The organism is Stenotrophomonas sp. STM01 (assembly GCF_014852135.1).
Classification (GTDB): domain Bacteria; phylum Pseudomonadota; class Gammaproteobacteria; order Xanthomonadales; family Xanthomonadaceae; genus Stenotrophomonas; species Stenotrophomonas capsici.
Genome location: NZ_JACVBA010000001.1, coordinates 505,162 through 523,055, shown reverse-complemented (window position 1 = coordinate 523,055; position 17,894 = coordinate 505,162). Strand labels below are relative to the sequence as shown.

General features: G+C 63.7%; 22 protein-coding genes and 1 tRNA gene. 12 read left to right on the top strand and 11 right to left on the bottom strand.

Features of this window, described 5'->3' with window-relative positions; genetic code table 11:
- Window positions 1-290 precede the first annotated feature (290 nt).
- The 9 genes from thrS (at window position 291) to IB227_RS02355 (ending at window position 8,134) form a co-directional block, all read left to right on the top strand.
- The gene (gene thrS, locus IB227_RS02395) at window positions 291-2,192 is read left to right on the top strand and encodes a threonine--tRNA ligase (RefSeq protein ID WP_192286172.1); all 1,902 of its coding nucleotides are present in this window, start codon (window positions 291-293) and stop codon (window positions 2,190-2,192) included.
- A 65-nt stretch (window positions 2,193-2,257) separates the two neighbouring features.
- Complete coding sequence (gene infC, locus IB227_RS02390; RefSeq protein WP_243694071.1) at window positions 2,258-2,782, top strand: translation initiation factor IF-3; 525 nt, start codon at window positions 2,258-2,260, stop codon at window positions 2,780-2,782.
- 288 nt (window positions 2,783-3,070) lie between these two features.
- Window positions 3,071-3,268, top strand: coding sequence for a 50S ribosomal protein L35 (gene rpmI / locus IB227_RS02385; protein WP_010342861.1), 198 nt, complete (start codon window positions 3,071-3,073; stop codon window positions 3,266-3,268).
- A gap of 11 nt (window positions 3,269-3,279) precedes the next feature.
- Window positions 3,280-3,639: a 50S ribosomal protein L20 gene (rplT, locus tag IB227_RS02380; RefSeq protein WP_054657697.1), complete on the top strand. Its 360-nt coding sequence runs from the start codon at window positions 3,280-3,282 to the stop codon at window positions 3,637-3,639.
- A gap of 193 nt (window positions 3,640-3,832) precedes the next feature.
- On the top strand, window positions 3,833-4,828 hold the full coding sequence (pheS, locus tag IB227_RS02375; RefSeq protein ID WP_192286171.1) for a phenylalanine--tRNA ligase subunit alpha: 996 nt from the start codon (window positions 3,833-3,835) through the stop codon (window positions 4,826-4,828).
- Between the two features lie 128 nt (window positions 4,829-4,956).
- Complete coding sequence (gene pheT / locus IB227_RS02370; protein WP_192286170.1) at window positions 4,957-7,338, top strand: phenylalanine--tRNA ligase subunit beta; 2,382 nt, start codon at window positions 4,957-4,959, stop codon at window positions 7,336-7,338.
- A 21-nt stretch (window positions 7,339-7,359) separates the two neighbouring features.
- Window positions 7,360-7,659, top strand: coding sequence for an integration host factor subunit alpha (locus IB227_RS02365; RefSeq protein ID WP_054657702.1), 300 nt, complete (start codon window positions 7,360-7,362; stop codon window positions 7,657-7,659).
- Window positions 7,640-7,996: a MerR family transcriptional regulator gene (locus tag IB227_RS02360; RefSeq protein ID WP_132862880.1), complete on the top strand. Its 357-nt coding sequence runs from the start codon at window positions 7,640-7,642 to the stop codon at window positions 7,994-7,996. The genes IB227_RS02365 and IB227_RS02360 overlap by 20 nt, the downstream gene beginning before the upstream one ends.
- Before the next feature lie 61 nt (window positions 7,997-8,057).
- A tRNA-Pro gene (locus IB227_RS02355) sits at window positions 8,058-8,134 on the top strand.
- Between the two features lie 83 nt (window positions 8,135-8,217).
- Here IB227_RS02355 and IB227_RS02350 read toward each other — a convergent pair.
- The 3 genes from IB227_RS02350 to IB227_RS02340 are packed head-to-tail and all read right to left on the bottom strand — an operon-like array spanning window position 8,218 to window position 9,743.
- Window positions 8,218-9,312: a tyrosine-type recombinase/integrase gene (locus IB227_RS02350; protein ID WP_225591567.1), complete on the bottom strand. Its 1,095-nt coding sequence runs from the start codon at window positions 9,310-9,312 to the stop codon at window positions 8,218-8,220.
- A gap of 9 nt (window positions 9,313-9,321) precedes the next feature.
- Window positions 9,322-9,519, bottom strand: a complete 198-nt coding sequence (locus IB227_RS02345; RefSeq protein WP_192286168.1) for a hypothetical protein — start codon at window positions 9,517-9,519, stop codon at window positions 9,322-9,324.
- Entirely contained in the window at window positions 9,516-9,743 is a 228-nt protein-coding gene (locus tag IB227_RS02340) for a hypothetical protein (RefSeq protein WP_192286167.1), read from the bottom strand. The genes IB227_RS02345 and IB227_RS02340 overlap by 4 nt, the downstream gene beginning before the upstream one ends.
- Before the next feature lie 71 nt (window positions 9,744-9,814).
- Here IB227_RS02340 and IB227_RS02335 point away from each other — a divergent pair, with 71 nt between their 5' ends.
- Both IB227_RS02335 and IB227_RS02330 read left to right on the top strand, forming a co-directional pair.
- Complete coding sequence (locus IB227_RS02335) at window positions 9,815-10,039, top strand: hypothetical protein (RefSeq protein WP_192286166.1); 225 nt, start codon at window positions 9,815-9,817, stop codon at window positions 10,037-10,039.
- Window positions 10,040-10,115: 76 nt separating this feature from the next.
- Window positions 10,116-10,862 carry a hypothetical protein gene (locus IB227_RS02330; protein ID WP_192286165.1) on the top strand — a complete coding sequence of 249 codons (747 nt, stop codon included), beginning with the start codon at window positions 10,116-10,118 and terminating at the stop codon, window positions 10,860-10,862.
- A gap of 110 nt (window positions 10,863-10,972) precedes the next feature.
- Here IB227_RS02330 and IB227_RS02325 read toward each other — a convergent pair whose 3' ends face one another.
- Genes IB227_RS02325 through IB227_RS02300 form a run of 6 tightly spaced genes read right to left on the bottom strand, consistent with a single transcriptional unit; the run spans window position 10,973 to window position 15,024 of the window.
- Complete coding sequence (locus tag IB227_RS02325) at window positions 10,973-12,253, bottom strand: hypothetical protein (protein WP_192286164.1); 1,281 nt, start codon at window positions 12,251-12,253, stop codon at window positions 10,973-10,975.
- A complete protein-coding gene (locus tag IB227_RS02320; RefSeq protein ID WP_132864865.1) occupies window positions 12,250-12,543 on the bottom strand; it encodes a helix-turn-helix domain-containing protein in 294 nt (97 codons plus the stop codon). Before IB227_RS02320 ends, IB227_RS02325 begins: the two co-directional genes overlap by 4 nt.
- A gap of 7 nt (window positions 12,544-12,550) precedes the next feature.
- Entirely contained in the window at window positions 12,551-13,645 is a 1,095-nt protein-coding gene (locus IB227_RS02315) for a hypothetical protein (protein ID WP_192286163.1), read from the bottom strand.
- Window positions 13,645-14,349 (bottom strand): hypothetical protein, encoded by a 705-nt coding sequence (locus IB227_RS02310; protein WP_192286162.1) that lies wholly within the window; start codon window positions 14,347-14,349, stop codon window positions 13,645-13,647. Before IB227_RS02310 ends, IB227_RS02315 begins: the two co-directional genes overlap by 1 nt.
- 28 nt (window positions 14,350-14,377) lie before the next feature.
- Window positions 14,378-14,839 carry a hypothetical protein gene (locus tag IB227_RS02305; protein ID WP_225591566.1) on the bottom strand — a complete coding sequence of 154 codons (462 nt, stop codon included), beginning with the start codon at window positions 14,837-14,839 and terminating at the stop codon, window positions 14,378-14,380.
- A complete protein-coding gene (locus tag IB227_RS02300) occupies window positions 14,836-15,024 on the bottom strand; it encodes a hypothetical protein (protein ID WP_192286161.1) in 189 nt (62 codons plus the stop codon). Before IB227_RS02300 ends, IB227_RS02305 begins: the two co-directional genes overlap by 4 nt.
- A gap of 333 nt (window positions 15,025-15,357) precedes the next feature.
- On the opposite strand from IB227_RS02300, the gene IB227_RS02295 reads away from it, so the two are divergent.
- Window positions 15,358-16,227 (top strand): hypothetical protein, encoded by an 870-nt coding sequence (locus IB227_RS02295; RefSeq protein ID WP_192286160.1) that lies wholly within the window; start codon window positions 15,358-15,360, stop codon window positions 16,225-16,227.
- 102 nt (window positions 16,228-16,329) lie between these two features.
- Here IB227_RS02295 and IB227_RS02290 read toward each other — a convergent pair whose 3' ends face one another.
- Together IB227_RS02290 and IB227_RS02285 are read right to left on the bottom strand one after the other, a co-directional pair.
- Entirely contained in the window at window positions 16,330-16,839 is a 510-nt protein-coding gene (locus tag IB227_RS02290) for a BRCT domain-containing protein (RefSeq protein ID WP_192286159.1), read from the bottom strand.
- A gap of 215 nt (window positions 16,840-17,054) precedes the next feature.
- Complete coding sequence (locus tag IB227_RS02285; RefSeq protein ID WP_192286158.1) at window positions 17,055-17,876, bottom strand: hypothetical protein; 822 nt, start codon at window positions 17,874-17,876, stop codon at window positions 17,055-17,057.
- Between the last annotated feature and the right edge of the window lie 18 nt (window positions 17,877-17,894).

Genomic DNA, 17,894 nt, shown 5'->3' with positions numbered 1-17,894 from the left:
GCGGGGCTTTTTGTTTCCCGGTCTTCGGGATTGTCGAGGCTGGGAGGGGCGGCCAGCGGGCGTGTTTTGCGCTAGAATCGGGCCAGTTCCCCGGCTGACAGGTGGCCCGCGCCAACGCGCCGGCCGAGAGTGTGACATGAGCACTACCACTGCCCATCGCTGATCTTCCGCCACCGCCCTGATCCCAGGCGCCGTCGTGGCGCTTTTTTATTGCCCGCAAATCCCCATCGAAGCCGCCCGTCGGGCTGTTTCCAGGCCCGTCCGCCGGGTCGTGACTCCAGGTGAATCCCATGATCAACATCACTCTCCCCGACGGCAGCGTCCGTCAGTTCGAAAACCCGGTCAGCGTCATGGACGTGGCCCAATCCATTGGTGCCGGCCTGGCCAAGGCCACCATTGCCGGTGCCGTGGATGGCGTGCAAGTCGATGCCAGCGACGTGATCGACCACGATGCCTCGCTGCGCATCATCACTGCCAAGGACGAGGAGGGTGTGGAGATCATCCGCCACTCCTGCGCCCACCTGGTCGGTCATGCGGTCAAGCAGCTCTACCCGGACGCCAAGATGGTGATCGGCCCGGTCATCGCCGAGGGCTTCTACTACGACATCTACAACGAGCGCCCGTTCACGCCGGACGACATGGCGGCGATCGAGAAGCGCATGGCCGAGCTGATCGCGCAGGACTACGACGTCATCAAGAAGATGACGCCGCGCGCGGAAGTGGTGGAGATCTTCAAGGCCCGTGGCGAGGAGTACAAGTTGCGCCTGATCGAGGATATGTCCGAGGACATCACCGCGATGGGCATGTACTACCACCAGGAATACGTGGACATGTGCCGCGGCCCGCACGTGCCGAACACGCGCTTCCTGAAGTCCTTCAAGCTGATGCGCATCTCCGGCGCGTACTGGCGCGGCGATGCCAAGAACGAGCAGTTGCAGCGCATCTACGGCACGGCCTGGGCCGACAAGAAGCAGCTCGAGGCGTACATCAAGCGCATCGAGGAAGCCGAGATGCGCGACCACCGCCGCATCGGCAAGCAGCAGGACCTGTTCCACCTGCAGGAAGAGGCCCCGGGCCTGGTGTTCTGGCACCCGAAGGGCTGGTCGATCTGGCAGGTGGTCGAGCAGTACATGCGCAAGGTCTACCGTGACAGCGGTTACGGTGAAGTGCGTTGCCCGCAGATCCTGGACGTGAGCCTGTGGAAGAAGTCCGGCCACTGGGACAACTACCAGGACAACATGTTCTTCACCGAATCGGAGAAGCGCACCTACGCGGTCAAGCCGATGAACTGCCCGGGCCACGTGCAGGTGTTCAACCAGGGCCTGCACAGCTACCGCGACCTGCCGATCCGCTATGGCGAGTTCGGTTCGTGCCATCGTAACGAGCCGTCCGGCGCGCTGCACGGCATCCTGCGCGTGCGCGGTTTCACCCAGGACGATGGCCATATCTTCTGCACCGAGAACCAGATCGAGGCGGAGGTGACCGCGTTCCACCAGCAGGCGCTGGCGGTGTACCAGCACTTCGGCTTCGATGACATCCAGATCAAGATCGCGCTGCGCCCGGAATCGCGTCTGGGCGATGACGCGACCTGGGACAAGGCCGAAGGCGCGCTGCGTTCGGCGCTGACCCACTGCGGCGTGGAGTGGCAGGAGCTGCCGGGCGAGGGTGCCTTCTATGGCCCGAAGATCGAGTACCACCTGAAGGACGCCATCGGCCGTACCTGGCAGCTGGGCACGATGCAGGTCGATTTCATGATGCCCGGCCGCCTCGGCGCCGAGTACGTGGACGAGAACAGCCAGAAGAAGCACCCGGTCATGTTGCACCGCGCCATCGTTGGTTCGATGGAGCGCTTCCTGGGCATCCTGATCGAGCACCACGCTGGCGCATTCCCGACCTGGCTGGCCCCGGTACAGGTGGTGGTGGCCAATATCACCGACGCTCAGGCCGAATACGTCGAGCAGGTTCGCAAAACCCTTGCAAATCAAGGCTTCCGGGTTGACGCCGATTTGCGCAACGAAAAGATCGGCTATAAGATTCGCGAGCATACCCTGCAGCGGGTGCCCTATCTGTTGGTCGTGGGTGACCGCGAAAAGGAAAACGGCGCCGTGGCTGTCCGCACCCGCTCGGGTGAGGACCTCGGTTCGATGTCGGTGGAAGCCTTCGTCGAGCGGCTGCAGGCTGAATTGAAGTAAGCAAGAGCCCCGGCCCCGCGGATACGTCCGCCGGGGCCGGTTCGATTCCATTCGGAGATTGCAATATCAGTACCCCTGACAACAAACAGAACCGTCGTAATCACGAAATCCGTGTGCCGCGCGTCCGCGTGATCGGCAGTGACGGTGAGATGATTGGCGTGTTGTCGCGCGACGAAGCGCTGTCGATGGCCGAGGAAGAGGGCCTGGACCTGGTCGAAATCCAGCCGCAGGCCGACCCGCCTGTCTGCAAGATCATGGACTTCGGCAAGTTCAAGTTCGAGATGCAGAAGAAGGCCAATGAGGCCAAGAAGAAGACCAAGCAGGTCGAGATCAAGGAAGTGAAGTTCCGTCCGGTCACGGACGAGGGCGACTACCAGATCAAGCTGCGCAACATGCGCCGCTTCCTCGAAGAGGGCGACAAGGTCAAGGTCAACATCCGCTTCCGTGGCCGTGAAATGAGCCACCAGGAGCTCGGCCGCGAGATGGCGACCCGCATCGAGACCGATCTGGGCGAGGACATCGTCATCGAATCGCGTCCGCGCCTGGAAGGCCGGCAGATGGTGATGATGATCGCGCCGAAGAAGAAGTAAGCCGGCGGCCTTCGGGCCTTCGCTTTGCTGAACAGGGAGGGGCTGGCGCCGCCTCCCCGTTTGCTTGCCCGTTCAGCCAGAATCCCGTCCTTGGCGACTCGCGTTTGCAAGCGACTGGAAAGAAAGGCATAATGGGCGGCCCGGTTCGCCGGGTTTGTTGTTTGCGTCAAAACAGGACCTGCCTGCCTCCTTCGGGGAGCGCGGGCTTTAGACAGGCAAGGGCAAGGACGGAAAGCGTGGCCACGGCCACCGCCCAGCCAGTGAAAAGAGACCATCAAGGACATAGCAATGCCCAAGATCAAGACCAACCGGGCGGCGGCCAAGCGTTTCCGCAAGACCGCTTCCGGCAAGTACAAGGCTGGCCACGCCAACCGTAGCCACATCCTCACCAAGAAGGCGACCAAGCGGAAGCGTAACCTGCGTCAGACGAACCACGTCCGCGCAGAAGACGCAGGCCGTCTGGACCGCATGCTGCCCTACCTCTGAGGAACTGAACCATGGCACGAGTTAAGCGTGGTGTGCAGGCGCGCCGCCGCCACAAGAAAGTATTGGATCTCGCCAAGGGCTATTACAACGCCCGTCGCAAGGTTTTCCGCGTCGCCAAGCAGGCGGTCATCAAGGCACAGCAGTACGCCTACATCGGCCGTAAGCAGAAGAAGCGCAATTTCCGTTCGCTGTGGATCACCCGCATCAATGCGGCTGCCCGCATCAACGGCCTGAGCTACAGCCGTTTCATGAACGGCCTGCTGAAGGCTGGCATCACCCTGGACCGTAAGGTCCTGGCTGATATCGCCGTGCACGACGCAGCCGGTTTTGCCGCTCTGGCAGAAAAGGCCAAGGGCGCACTGGCGGCATAAGTTCTTCCCATGGCCATCGTGCATTCACGCACGGCGGCCTGAGTGAGACAATGCATGGGGAAGGGCGCGAGTCCTTCCCCATTCTTTTTTGTGGCCTTCCAGTGCTGTTGGGGTGGTGGAGGGTCTGCGGTGCGACGGGGTCGGCCCGGCGCGAGGCCGCTGAAGGCAAACCGATCCGAGGTCCGTCGATTCCATGAGTGACATCCAATCCTTGACCGCCCAGGCGCTGGCCGACGTGGCCGCCGCGCAGAACCCGGAAACGCTGGAAAACCTGCGCGTTTCGTTGCTGGGCAAGAGTGGCAGCATCACCGCGCAGCTCAAGCAGCTGGGCACCCTGCCGCCGGACGCGCGCAAGGCCGCCGGCGAGGCGATCAATGTCGCCCGCGACGCGGTGTCCACCGCGCTGGCCGAGCGCAAGGTGCTGCTCGAAGATGCCGCCCTGGATGCGCGCCTGGCGTCGGAGCACATCGACGTCACCCTGCCGGGTCGCCATGGCGAGCGTGGTGGCCTGCATCCGGTGACGCGCACGCTGGAGCGCATCACCGAGATCTTCGGTCGCCTGGGCTACGAGCTGTCCGAAGGGCCGGAAATCGAGGACGACTGGCACAACTTCGAGGCGCTGAACTTCCCGCCGCACCATCCGGCGCGTGCCATGCACGACACCTTCTATTTCGGCGACGGCCGCCTGCTGCGCACGCATACCTCCGGTGTGCAGGTGCGCTACATGGGCGACCACGCGCCGCCGTTGCGCATGATCGCCGCCGGCAAGGTGTACCGCAGCGACAGCGACCAGACCCACTCGCCGATGTTCCACCAGGTCGAGGGGTTGCTGGTGGACGAGCATTCCACCTTCGCCGACCTCAAGGGCACGCTGTCCGAGTTCGTGCGTGCGTTCTTCGATCGCGACTTCGAGATGCGTTTCCGCCCGAGCTATTTCCCGTTCGTGGAGCCGGGCGCGGAAGTGGACATCGCCTGGCAGCAGCCCGATGGCAGCACCCGCTGGCTGGAAGTGCTGGGCTGCGGCATGGTCCACCCGAACGTGCTGCGCAGCGTGGGCATCGATCCGGAGCGTTACACCGGCTTCGCCTTCGGGCTGGGCGTGGAGCGCTTCGCGATGCTGCGTTACGGGGTGAACGATCTGCGCGCGTTCTTCGAGAACGACGTGCGCTTCCTCAAGCAGTTCGCGTAAGCGACGGGCCGTCGTGCCGGGCCATGCCCGGCAACGCTTGAACGTCGGTCCGCCCCGGGCGCACTGCGCTGGGCGCCGGCACAAAAGAAACCGCAACGGGAGGCCCGGCCTCCCATCAGGGTGACAACATGAAATTCTCCGAAAGCTGGCTGCGCAGCCACGTACCGACCACCGCTTCGCGCGACGAACTGAGCGCGGTGTTGACCGCCATCGGCCTGGAGGTCGAGGAGGTCACGGCGCTGGGTGATGGCTTGGACAACGTGGTCGTCGCGCGCATCGTCGAGGCCGTGCGCCACCCGGAGGCTGACCGCCTGCAGGTGTGCAAGGTCGATGCGGGGCAGGGCGAGCTGCTGCAGATCGTCTGCGGTGCGCCGAACGCGCGCCCGGGTCTGGTCGCGCCGCTGGCAATGGTGGGCGCACAGATCGGCGAGCTGAAGATCAAGCCGGCCAAGCTGCGTGGCGTGGAGTCCAATGGCATGCTGTGCTCGGCCAAGGAGCTGGGCCTGGATAACGACGCCTCCGGTCTGCTGGAGTTGCCGGACGACGCGCCGGTCGGTACGCCGCTGGTCGATTACCTCGGCCTGCCGGACGCCAGCATCGAGATCAAGCTCACCCCGAACCGCGCCGACTGCTTCAGCGTGCGCGGCATCGCCTTCGACGTGGCCGCGGCCACCCGCAGCGAAGTGAAGCCGTTCGCGGCCGATGCCGTTGCCGTGCAGGGTTCGCGCGAGCTGACGATCCAGCTCGACGCCGGTGCCGAAGCGCCGCGCTATCTCGGCCGCGTGATCGAGGGCGTCAACGCCCGCGCCACCACGCCGTTGTGGATGGCCGAGCGCCTGCGCCGCAGTGGCGTGCGCCCGGTATCGCTGCTGGTGGACATCACCCAGTATGTGATGCTGGAGCTGGGCCAGCCGATGCACGCCTATGACCTGGACACCCTCAAGGGCAGCATCGGCGTGCGCCGCTCGCGCGCCGGTGAGTCGATCAAGCTGCTGGACGGCCGCGACGCGGCGCTGGATGACAGCTTCCTGGTGGTGACCGACGCCGACCGTCCGGTCGGCCTGGCCGGCCTGATGGGCGGCTTCGATACCCGCGTCACCGACGACACCACCAACGTGTTCCTGGAGGCCGCGCACTTCGCGCCGGCCGCCATCATGGGCCGTGGCCGCAAGCTGGGCCTGCATACCGATGCCGGCCATCGCTTCGAGCGTGGCGTGGACCCGCAGTTGCCGCGTACCGCCATCGAATACGCCACCCGGCTGGTGCTGGACCTGGCCGGCGGCACGCCGGCGCCGGTCACCGAGGCCGTGCATGAAGCCGACCTGCCGGTGGCGGCCGTGATCGGCCTGCGCCGTGCGCGCATCCAGCGCGTGCTGGGCATCCAGATCGCCGATGCCGAAGTCGAGCGCATCCTGCGTGCGCTGGGCATGCAGGTCGAAGCCGCGGCGGACGGCTGGCGCGTGACCGGCCCGAGCAGCCGCTTCGATATCGCCATCGAGGAGGACCTGATCGAGGAGCTGGCCCGCATCCACGGCTACGAGACGATCCCGACCACCTTGCCCGGTGGCGCCGCGCGCATCGCCATGCCCAGCGAAACCCGCCTGGACGAGCTGAGCGTGCGTCGCCAGCTGGTGGCGCGCGAGATGCTGGAAACCATCAACTTCGCCTTCGTCGATGCGCAGCTGCTGTCGCAGTGGCGGCAGGACGAAGGGCTGGTGCCGCTGGCCAACCCGCTGTCGGCCGAGCTGGCGGTGATGCGCCCGCTGCTGCTGCCGGGCCTGGTGGCCACGCTGGGCCGCAATGTGGCCCGGCAGGTGGCGCGTGTACGACTGTTCGAGATCGGCCGCGTGTTCGCCCGGCAGGCGGGCGACGGCCAGCCCGCACCGCTGGAAACCGTGCGCGTGGCCGCTGCGGTGTGCGGCGATGCCGCCGCCCTGCAGTGGGGCGAGAGGGCGCGCAAGGTCGATTTCCATGACCTGAAGGGCGACCTGGAGTCGCTGGCACATGCCTCCGGGGCGGTGCTGGAGTTCCGCGCCTCGCAGCGTCCGTACGCCCATCCGGCGCGTTCGGCCGACGTCTGGCGCGACGGCCAGTGCATCGGCTGGATCGGCCAGCTGCATCCGCGCCTGGTCAAGGCCATGGACATCGACGTCGACGTGATCGGCTTCGAGCTGGACCTGGCGCCGTTGGCCGCGCGCAACCTGCCGCGTTCGGGCGAGTTGTCGCGCTTCCCGGCGGTGCGCCGCGACCTGGCGGTGCTGGTGGCTGAACAGGTCAGCTGGACTGGCCTGGCGGCGACGATCCGCCAGGCCGGCGGCGAACTGCTGCGGGATGTCGTGCTGTTTGACCGGTATGTCGGGCAGGGCGTCGAACCGGGTTTCAAGAGCTTGGCTATGGGCTTGATTCTGCAAGACAAATCGCGCACCCTGACGGACCGTGACGTGGAGGCCGTGGTCACCGATGTGGTGGCGGCGATCGATCACGGGCACGGCGCAAAGATCCGTGGCTGAGGCGGGATACAGGGAGCAGGCATGGCATTGACCAAGGCGGAGATGGCGGACCGGTTGTTCGACGAGGTCGGTCTGAACAAGCGTGAGGCCAAAGAATTTGTCGACGCGTTCTTCGATGTGTTGCGTGATGCGTTGGAACAGGGACGTCAGGTAAAGCTGTCCGGTTTCGGTAACTTCGACCTGCGGCGCAAGAACCAGCGCCCGGGCCGCAACCCCAAGACCGGCGAGGAAATTCCGATTTCCGCCCGTACGGTGGTCACCTTCCGTCCGGGCCAGAAGCTCAAGGAGCGGGTGGAGGCATATGCTGGATCCGGGCAGTAACCGCGAACTTCCGCCGATTCCGGCCAAGCGCTACTTCACTATTGGTGAGGTCAGCGAGCTGTGCGACGTCAAGCCGCACGTGCTGCGCTACTGGGAGACCGAGTTCCCCAGCCTTGAGCCGGCCAAGCGCCGTGGCAACCGTCGTTACTACCAGCGCCATGACGTGCTGATGGTGCGGCAGATCCGTGGCCTGCTGTACGAACAGGGCTACACCATCGGCGGCGCGCGACTGCGTCTGGAAGGCGAGGGTGCCAAGGAAGAATCGGCACTGAGCAACCAGATCATCAAGCAGGTGCGGATGGAGCTGGAAGAAGTGCTGCAATTGCTGCGGCGCTGAACTTTTCGATGTGAAAGCCGGTATAATCACCGGCTCGCCTCGCGGCGAAGCAGTAGATGTTCGGGGCGTAGCGCAGCCTGGTAGCGCATCTGCCTGGGGGGCAGAGGGTCGTCGGTTCGAATCCGGCCGTCCCGACCAATTACTGCATCAAGATCAAGGGCTTGCGGCTTTCGTCGCGAGCCCTTTTTCGTTGTGGCCACTAAGTGTCCACTATGCGTCCACTACTTGGGCAACGAAATGCCGGTGCTGACGGCTTGCCATGGGGCTTCGTGACCGCCCAGATAGTGCTCGGTCATGGCCACGTTGCTGTGGCCCATCAGCGCCTGGATCTGCTCATTCGTCCAGCCGGCTTCCTTCAACAAGGCACCGCCCAGGCTTCGGATCTCATGGAAGGTCGGCGGGTTGTCCGCTTCGATGCCGGCGGCGTCTCGGGCTGTAGCGAACGCGCGCGACAGCTGCTCAGGCAGCACCTGGGTGTGGTGATCCCGGCCCTTGGCCCGCATGTTGCTGGGGCGTGCCTTCTCCGGCAGCCGATGGATGAGGTAGGGCGACACGACGGCGTCACGGCAGCGGCCAAGCAGCTCACCCAGCGGGCCTGTAGCAGCGATCTGCAGGCGGACGTTGGTGGAGCCCTCGGTCTTCGACGGCACCACCCAGAGCGCGCCATCGCGCACGTCAGCGAACCTGGCCGATACCACGTCCTCCCGGCGCAGCAGCGTCAGCAGTGAAAGGTCCATGGCGTTGCGCACCCATTGGGGCGCCTGGTCCCAGATGGCGCGGTAGACGTCGACCGTCAGCCGCTCACGCTTCCGGCTGTGGGAGAACTTGCGGGTGGACAGTGCGGGGTTGGTGTCGATCCAGCCTTCCTCGACCGCACAGGCCAGAATCCAGCCCAGCACCAGCCGGAACTGCTGGCGCGCGCGCTCGGATTCAGTGACCTCCCGAATGAAGGTGGCGCAGGCCTTCACTGTCACGTCGGCCACGGCGGTACCGCCCAGCCCGGCTTCGATCCGGCGAATCACGCTTTCGTAGACCTCGGCGGTCTTGGGCGCCCACTTCCGGCCGGGGATGTCGTCGGTTCTGAACACCTTGATGGCATCAGCCACCGTCTCGCCAGGGGTCAGCACCTTGCCCACCAGGTCATTCCCGGGCATCAGCAGGGCGTTGAGCTTCTTGGCGGCGGCGAAGGCCTTGGCCTTGTCCTTGCCCATGGAGTGCTCTTTCCGGGTGATCGGGTGCCGATACTTGAACCCGTCGCGGTGGGCATAAAGGTTGGCCGGCCAGTCGCGGCGGCTCGGTTTGCGTGCACGTCCCATCATGGCAAGTTACGCCGCCGCCAATACGCTGGCGACCAGGTCGTCGCCGCCAGCAAGCCAAGCATGCTCGTCCACGTACCACTGACCGACCACCTTGTGGCATGGGAGGCGGCCTTCCCTGCACCAGCGGCCAATCAGCTTTTGGTCGGGCCGGCTGTCTTCATCGAAATACTTTTCAGCCCATTTGTGGGCCAGCATCAGCTTCATGCTGTCTCTCCTACCAGTGCCACACGGGCGCTCTTGTTGCGATTGAATGGCCGCATGATCTTCTGGGCCTCAGCCAGGTCGCCGCGGGCAAGGGCGATCACGGCCAGACCGCGCGCCTCCCACATGCGGCGGGTCCGCGGCCGGGCCTTGTCCAGATTGATGCCGACCTTGCGCGCCAGCTCGTGGCCTAGAGCCACGTGGTCGGTCACTTCCGCAGCGCTCATAAATCACTCCTATTGACAGCGCCGCGCGCGTTCTGGACGCTGGTACGTGAGGACGCATCGCCGAGGAACGGATGATCAGATACGTCGATGGTTGGCAGCTGCATGCGTATGTCGAACGTGGGCCCGACGGCCCCGAGGAGATGATCATCTCCGCCCGCCACTTGGCGCAGGATGCGCTCCGGGTGCACAGCTTCGGCCCCGCCGAGTTCCCCACCATGACGGAGGCCACCAGCTTCATCGAAGGGCAGCTCGCCGCGGTCACTGGAGTTGGTTGCGATGGCTCCCTGAGGTTCTAGCTCACGCATCGCTCGCCTCCTGCGGGCAACTCCCGCCCATGGCAAAATGCCGCCCAATCCACAGGGGGATCAGGGAATGGCCACGCCACAAGTAATGGTTCCGTGCCTCGCCGGAAGTACATGCCAACTGGACTGGGTCGCAATTGCTGCTATTGGGGGATGGTTTGCCGCATTGACGACCCTTCTGGCTATCCTTGTTGCGTTGCGAACTGCCAGTAAGCAAATCGAGGTTGCTAATCGGGCTGTTGAGGCCGAGCGTGCCAAGGCTCTTGAGATTCAAGAGCGCGAATGGAATGCGCAGGCCGCTGCGAACGTGCAAACCGCGGCCAGACTCGCTCATGCTTTCTCGCGCGAACTGCGTTACGCGGGGCGGACCCTGCTTAGCAAGATCGCGGACTGGGAACCGGTTCCATTTAGGAACGCATCGATGGAAATCCTGGAATCGTTTGCCAAGGTGGACCACTTTCCGAAGTTGAAGATAATCGATACCTTCTCGGGTCGGCTGGATGGCTTCGCTGACGAGGATGCTTTCCTTCTGCTGTCGGTGCTGGCGGCGTGGAATTTTTACAGCGCGTCCCCTGGGATTCCCGCGGAGCAACTGGTATACGTTGGCGAAGAAACCAGGGAGAAAATGGCAAGGAAGCGGTGCGAGTTTGGGTTGCGGCTCCACGCCCTTATTGATCAGGCTATCGAAAGGCTCCAGCCCTACTTCATTGGTAGAGCGCAGGACATCTATGATGTGGACATTGCGCTCTCTGACGCAGCTGTAGCTTCGATCGTCCGTATTCGGGAGGACATGGAGCGGCATGGTGTCAAGATTTGAAGAGCCTCTTTGCCGCTTGGTGAGTTTGGCGGGTATGTACTGTGGACTCTGCGGGTTGTTCTTCCGGAAGTGGATGTATGCCGTATCGCTCATAAAGGGTCGAAGTGCAATCACGACCCCACCTCGGCGCTGGTGGCCTGCAACGCGGTAAGCAATCGCACAGCGGTATCGATGTTGTCAGCGCCAAGGCAGCCCATGCGGAACTTGTTGTTCTGCACATGCGGGCTCTCCAACTCAGCTATCGCGGAGGCGATGGACTGGTGCGCACCGCTGTCGTCCTGGGGGCTGTCCGGCAACTGGCCGTCTAGGTAGATCGCGCCTTCTTCCGGCAGCTCGTCGTGATGGGCATAGAGCCCCGGACCCGAGTGACCTCCTTCGGCGTGTTGAATCACGAGCACGTCCTGCTCATTCAGCGGCTCCCCAGCGACGGGCGTGCCAGCGAAATCCGCGAGCTGCGCGATCTGGCCGTTGGTCAGCTCAAATCGCGATGCTGGAATGCTGCCGCCCTTGGGGCTGGCGTCGATCAGGGCGAACGGGCGAACGTAGAACGCAGCAGGGCCGTCCTCGGTGTCTTGGATGCAGACCAGCCGCCAGTGCTCGCCGGTTGGCGGCGTGGGCTGCCACTGGGCCAGCCAGGCGCAGTAGTCCGGGTCTTCGTCGTCATCCTCGGGGTACTCGCCGAAGACTGCTTCCAGCTCGAAACCCTGGGCCTTCACCAGTGGCGCGATGCCGCGCTCCTCATCTTCGTCCTTCGGCCAGGACGGCAGGTCAGGGTGAGCGACGTGGTAGACGTCCACGCCATCCAGCTTGGGCATCAACTCCGGGGCGTACAGGCCGCGCCACGGGTCGGCTGGGTCGATCCCCGGCGCTGCGGGGGTGCTTGCTACCTTGCGCAGCTCCATCGATTCGATGGCAGTTTCCAGGGACTGCATCTGCATCACATCCAGATCGTAGTCTTTCGCCAGCTCAAGCAAGCGGCGCAGGTCGGCGATGCAGTTATCCAACGCGCGCAATCCATGCGCGTCCAGATCAACCGGCGCTGCGGCGACGGGGGCTGCGTAGAGCGCGCGCACTTCATAGCGCATCTTGTTCACTTCGCCAGCTTCGCCGCCCATAGCTCTGCGAAGCTCGTCATAGAGGCTTTTGTCGCAGTCGCTCCAGTCCGTGTCGGCGCGCGGGCATCGCCACTGCCAAACCACCGCATCCTGCGCTGCGGCGGACTCACTCGCGCGCTGCTGCGTGGCGGTGATCTCCGCCAGGACGGTGCGCAAGCGAGCCTTGTGGCCCGTCTTGATGTCGTCGCTGCCCAGCAGCTTGTTGAGCAGATTGACGGCACCGGTCATGGGCGGGATCGCGCGCTGAGCGCGGTCATCTGAGGTCTTGTCCTTCACGCGCTGGGCTCCTTGCGGCTTGGGCGGTGGCTGTACCGGGCACGGCCCGGCATCTGGGGGATGAGCAGCTTCTGGGCGCTCGGTGCGCTGTAGCGGGCCACGCGGCAGGGCTTCCCCTGCCGGTTGCGCACTACGATCTCTGTGGAGTGGATGACGTGGCCGGCGCTGCGGAGGTCATGCACGCGCGCGCTGGCCCTGGCAATGCCAAGCTCGGACAGGATCTCCATCGCGGTCATCGGCTTCCGGTAGAGCGCCTGCAGGAGCGCATCGTTCTGGGCTGCGTCGGTCATGGTCGCCTCAGATGTTCATCTGGCTGATCAGGTGGGCCGTGGACTCGGCGTCGCCCTGGTCTTCGTAGAGCATCCAACTCGCCATACCCTTGCCTTTCTGGGGCGCATGCAGCGCGATCACGTTGCTGTCCACCGCCATCAGGGCCGAGACCAGCCGGCGGGGGTCCAGTGCTGCCCGGAAGTCGGGGCCGGCGGTGAGTACGGCTTCGCTGATGACCTCGCGGTTCTCCTCGGCCCGGTCCGCCAAGTACAGCTCACCGCCGACCATCGCCAGGATCATCACGGGCAGGCCCTTAGCCTTGGACTCGCCCAGGATCGAGGCGAAGGGCAGGAAGCGTTTGACCGCGGCCAGCAGCACATCGCGCTTGATGGCGCTGTGCTCGGCGCAATAGGACGCTCCCTTGGCGATGGCTCGGATGTCCGTGGCCTTGGCTCCCAGCAGCCGGACGCTGAGCTGCTGTTCGCCCGCAGTGACCCGCAGTACCCCGGCAACATCATGATTCACGTTACCGATCTCGATCACCGCGCCCTCCTGCAGCATGGGCACGACGCGCGGCACCTGGCCGTCCGGGATCGTGATCGACGGGCCGGTGTACCCGATGTCGGCGTAGGACAGGGAGATGCCGTCGCTGCCCCACACAAGGCCGCCGTGGATGTGGAGGCCGCGGACGTTCGTGTACATCGTGTCGTCGTCGGCGGCATAGCCGGCGGACTTGATCGCGGCGGCGAGAACGGCCGGATCGATATCAACGCGCTGCCATGCTTCCTCGCGCTCTGCCGGCCATGCGCTCACGTCGGAGGCGGGAACCCTGAAGTTGCTGCGCCCGCGCGACACGCGGCCGTCGTCGCGCAGCACCACATCGCCAGGAGCTGCGGCAATGGGGCGCAGTAGGGCAACGCGCAGCAGGGCCTCGCCGGGCGTGTGGACCTTGCAGGGCAGCGTGTGCCGCATGTAGGTCGCCGAGTCGGTGGTTTCCAGAACCAGCGATTCACCCTCGGCGCGCACGAGGGCGTGGGTCAGGGTGGGGTGCGGGGTGTTGGTGGGCGCTACGCTGGTCTTCAGCGCGGCGGCCAGGGCGGTGGAATCAATGGTTGCGTGCATTACGCGGCTTCCTCAGAGCTGAAGAACGTCTGCTGTTGGGGCGCAGCCAGCCGTTCGTTGTAGGAGTCAACGACGGTCTGTGCCCATACGGGGGTTCGGCCGTTCAAGTACTGGCTCGGCACGTCGGGGTAGTCGTCGTCCGGCGCGGCGGCGAACAGGGTGTCTCCGTTCAAGTCCAGAACAAGGCGGGTGTCGGTGTACGAGTCGTCATCGTCCTGATCGAATTCGCTGCCGTAAGCGAAGGCCTGGAGCCGGCCGCCGATCCAGATCCCGAACTGCAGGTCGTACTCATGCCAGCGGCCATTGACCATGGCGCCGCCGCGCATCCTTCCCTTGCTCAGCAACTCCATGGCATCAGCCAGTTCGAAGTCACCAGCCAGCGCCCTGCGCATCGCTTCGCGCTGCATGGCGTTGAGGCTGGTAATGGTCCCGCGGTCTACGGGGACTTTCCGGGCCTGGCGAGCCTCCGGCAGCGGGACGACGGGAGCCCTGGCCGTCTCAGCGGCCGGCAGGGCCACGCCCTGCATGCGGCACCACTCGCGCAACGCATCTTCGAACTGCTCATGCCGACCGGTGTGGCTGCACTTGCATTCGATGTTGTGCCCGCCGCCCGAGATCGCGCGGCGCTTGTCGTGGATGTGGTTGGCCTGATGCCCCAGGGCGCAGCGCGGCAGAGGGGATTCGTGCGAAATCATGCATTGCATGTCGATCTCCTTGGATAGCCGGGACGCGTCAGGGCGCGCGGCTGACGAAAGCGAGGTCATAGATGACGCAGTGCGCCCGGGCGTCCGCCTTGGAGAGGGGGACCACGGCATCTGCCCGGGCGCATGCGAGGGGAACGGAGTAGGAGCCGCTGGTGACTGCATCCACGGCGTCGAGCGCTTCTTGCCACCTGCGCGCAGAGAAGCGATCGGTCAGCGCGACGGCGACGCCCGCCGAGCAATCGGGCACGCGGCCAGCGCCGCGGAAGCCGTTGAGCGCCGTTCCCGCGATAGTGGCGCGCAGGCCCCAATCGTCATGGTCCGCTAGCTCGTAGACCGCGAGCGCGGCGCAGATGCGCGGGCTGGAGATCACCAGGTCAGCGGGGACGGTCACGTCGCCGGCGGTCCGGGTTTCGGGGGCCGGCGCGGGGATCGTGGAAGCGGCGCAGCCGCCCAGGGCGAGCAGCATGGAGGCGAAGAAGGCGCGGATCATGCGATAGCCCCCTCGGCTGCGGCGATGGCGGCACGTATCTGCGCTACGTGCTTCCTCACAACGCCTGGCTTGAACTGCTCGGGGAAGCCCTCGGCGTCGGTGACGTAGGGAAGTGCCAGCACCAGGGCATCCAGCAGCTCCAACACAAGGGCGGGCCGGTCCGCCAAAGGCTTGTTGGGGCTCATGCAGCACCGCCGATAGCGCTCGACAACTCAGCTCGCAGTTCAGCAATGTGCCGGTGGTCAGCCCGGACGCTGCCGCGCGCTGTGGTGGTGAGGGTAGCCATGCCGATCTCCAGCCCCTTCCCGGATGGGTGTGTCGCGGGGCATGGAGCACAATCTACAGAATTCTGTAATTAGGAGTCAACAGAATCCTGTAACGCGGCGTCTCGCAAGGTGAACTTATTCAGCTACCCACGATAGGTAGCGGAAAACCCGCCGGAGCGAGGCTGAGAGCTCATCTCGCCCGCACAGATGGCCGAGCGTCCCGCCTATTCCCGAATCATGGGAATATTGGCCATGGGCGAGACATGGACGAAAGAAGGAGGGGCGATGGCTAGACTGACAATTGGCCTGATATGCATGGTGTTGCTTAGCTCGTGTTCTCAAGATAGGGGGACTCAGGCCGATATCCCATTGGCGGAAGGCGAGAAGGCCCAGCCGCTGCCCGCTCAGTGGGAGCCCGTTCTCTATTCGGAGGGGCAGTCAGAGGTAAGGCAAACAACTGACCTTCGCCAGTTCTTCGCTAGTATCAGGAAGGATGTCTTAGACAAGCGGAAAGGAGAGTTCGAGACCACCGCCGATTTTGAGAGGCGTAGGTCCGACATCAATGGATTTCTTTCCGTGATCCGAGGTGATCGGACTTACCTATTAATGCCTCAGTACCATGACGCACGTTACAACGCCGACTTAGAAGCGTTTGAGGGATACAGGCTATCTTGCTACACGACAATCCCCGAGCGGACTGATGGGGCGAACTGTCTACTGGGGAGTGCAGAGGTGGGGGCGTCGCAGTACAGCGGTCAAAACTCTTTCGGTGCGCGAGCAGAAGTCAACGAGGTGATCAAGGACTCCTACTACCTCGTGATCCGACCAGAACAGTTTAAGGGAAACAAGATCAAAGAGGTTGGGGGCGCATATGGCATCCCGTCGATCTGCCCGATGGCTTTAGAAGAGGCGAGGAAGTTCGAAGGAGACAGTGTTCGAGTTGCCTATTCCGTACGTGTCCGGAAGGCGGAGATATGGACGGGCTTCGATTATGAGCGAGCGACTATAAGTTCGCCGCTGGAAACTAGAACAACCGAGCTTTTGTTGCCTGTCGAGTTGCGCGAGATGCTTTGTTTTTCTGGGCGTACAGGCGCAGTCATCTATCGGCGCACATTCCAGTAGCGTTTTCCCCGCAATGCCGCTCTTTCCTTTCGGCAACCAACTTTCCAACAACAAGAACCCCGCATATGCGGGGTTTTGAGTTCCCCCAAGTAGGCGCATTACTTATCGCACGTGGCTGACCCAGTGCGGCTCGGAAATGATAGCGATGGGATGTCCGGCGTCTCGTAGGCTTACCGCCTTGAGGATCTTTGTCCCGGCGTTGCTGTTGATCCAGTCTCGGGAGCCCAGCTCGCCGATGACCAGGTAGTCGGTCTTGCGGCTTGGGCTGCCTCCGATGAGACCCCCGCGCTGTTCAATGGCCTCGTGAACTGCCGAGCGAGTTCCGAAGGCAAAGGTGCCCGTCACGACGAAGACGGCCCCGGTGTGGGAGATCGTTGGCTGCGGCTCCGTCACGGGGAGGCTGGTTGCGAGCGAAGCTGTCTGTCCCTTGGCGTCAAAGGCTTCGCCGCCCACGAAGCGGATCAGGGTGTCGTGTAGGTCCGCAGACTCCTCGTCGTCAATCACGCCGTCGCTGAGGATGTCGGACAACAGGCGGTAGATCGGCGCGAATGGATACTCGCCAACAAAGGCCGAGTTCCGCTCGATCCAGTCCTTTAGAAACTCGGCCTCCATCTGGCTGACGTGACCGTCTGCGAGAAGCCCCCGGCAAAGCCCGACAAGTTCGTTCGTGCTGCGATCTTGGCGGCGTGACTCCGTGATTCCGCTTGCTGGTGCACGATCTCTGTCTTTCCTCAAGAACATCCCTTCCCCCTATGGATAGATGCGTTTGGGAGTGCTTTGCTGCGAAGAACCCCGCAGACCCGTGTTGCTCAGGGCATGTAGAGGGGTCAGCCGATCAAGTCGCTGATGAAGATAGCTTCGACTTCTCCATCCTTCATGACTGCCTTGCCTTTGACCTTGATCATGGCCGCGGTAGCCAAGGCCGTTGCATAGGGATTAGGGATGGTGGCCGCCAAGGGATCTGTGATCCTTGCCTTGATGCGCTTTGAGTCATCGTCGGCCAACCGAACTTTTGCAGTGCTGGTCTCACTATCGAGTTCAGAGATGATCAGCTCCCACACTCGCTCGGCGCCAACTTCCATTTCTCCAGTGCCGCGAATAGCTTGCGCCGTTGGTTCATCGATCACATACGATCCCGCGACAGTCATGGTTGTGCAGGATTTCCCCACTGGTGCTACCGCCTGTCGAACTGCCGGACGCAACGAGTCCGCCATCTTCTCCAAGGTGGCGTGAAGTTTGTCTTGGTTGTCGCTCTGCATCGCTAGCACTTTGTCTAGCGCGTCTTTGAGCATCTTCATTTCTTCTTTCTTCCCGCTTGCGCGACTGAAGATCCAAGCAACTAGGGCACCAACAACGGGGCCGGCAACGCCACTGAAAAGCTGCTGTTGCTGAGCAAAACTGATAAGGGCTTCAAGTGTATAACAGTTGGCTTTGGGCTCCTTAACAAGGACCCTGACATCCATAGCTTGATACTGTTTGGTGTACTCACCGGTTGCGACGAAGTTACCTGTAACGGCAAGGACGCGAGCCATCCCTTGGAGGGACTCCCCAAGGACGTTCAGTTCAATCTCGTGACGCTCCGCATCACCGCCGTCGTATCGGATCGGCACCACGGCCAGATGACCCGATGTGTACTCGTCAGATTCCATTCTTCCCCCTTTGTGCTG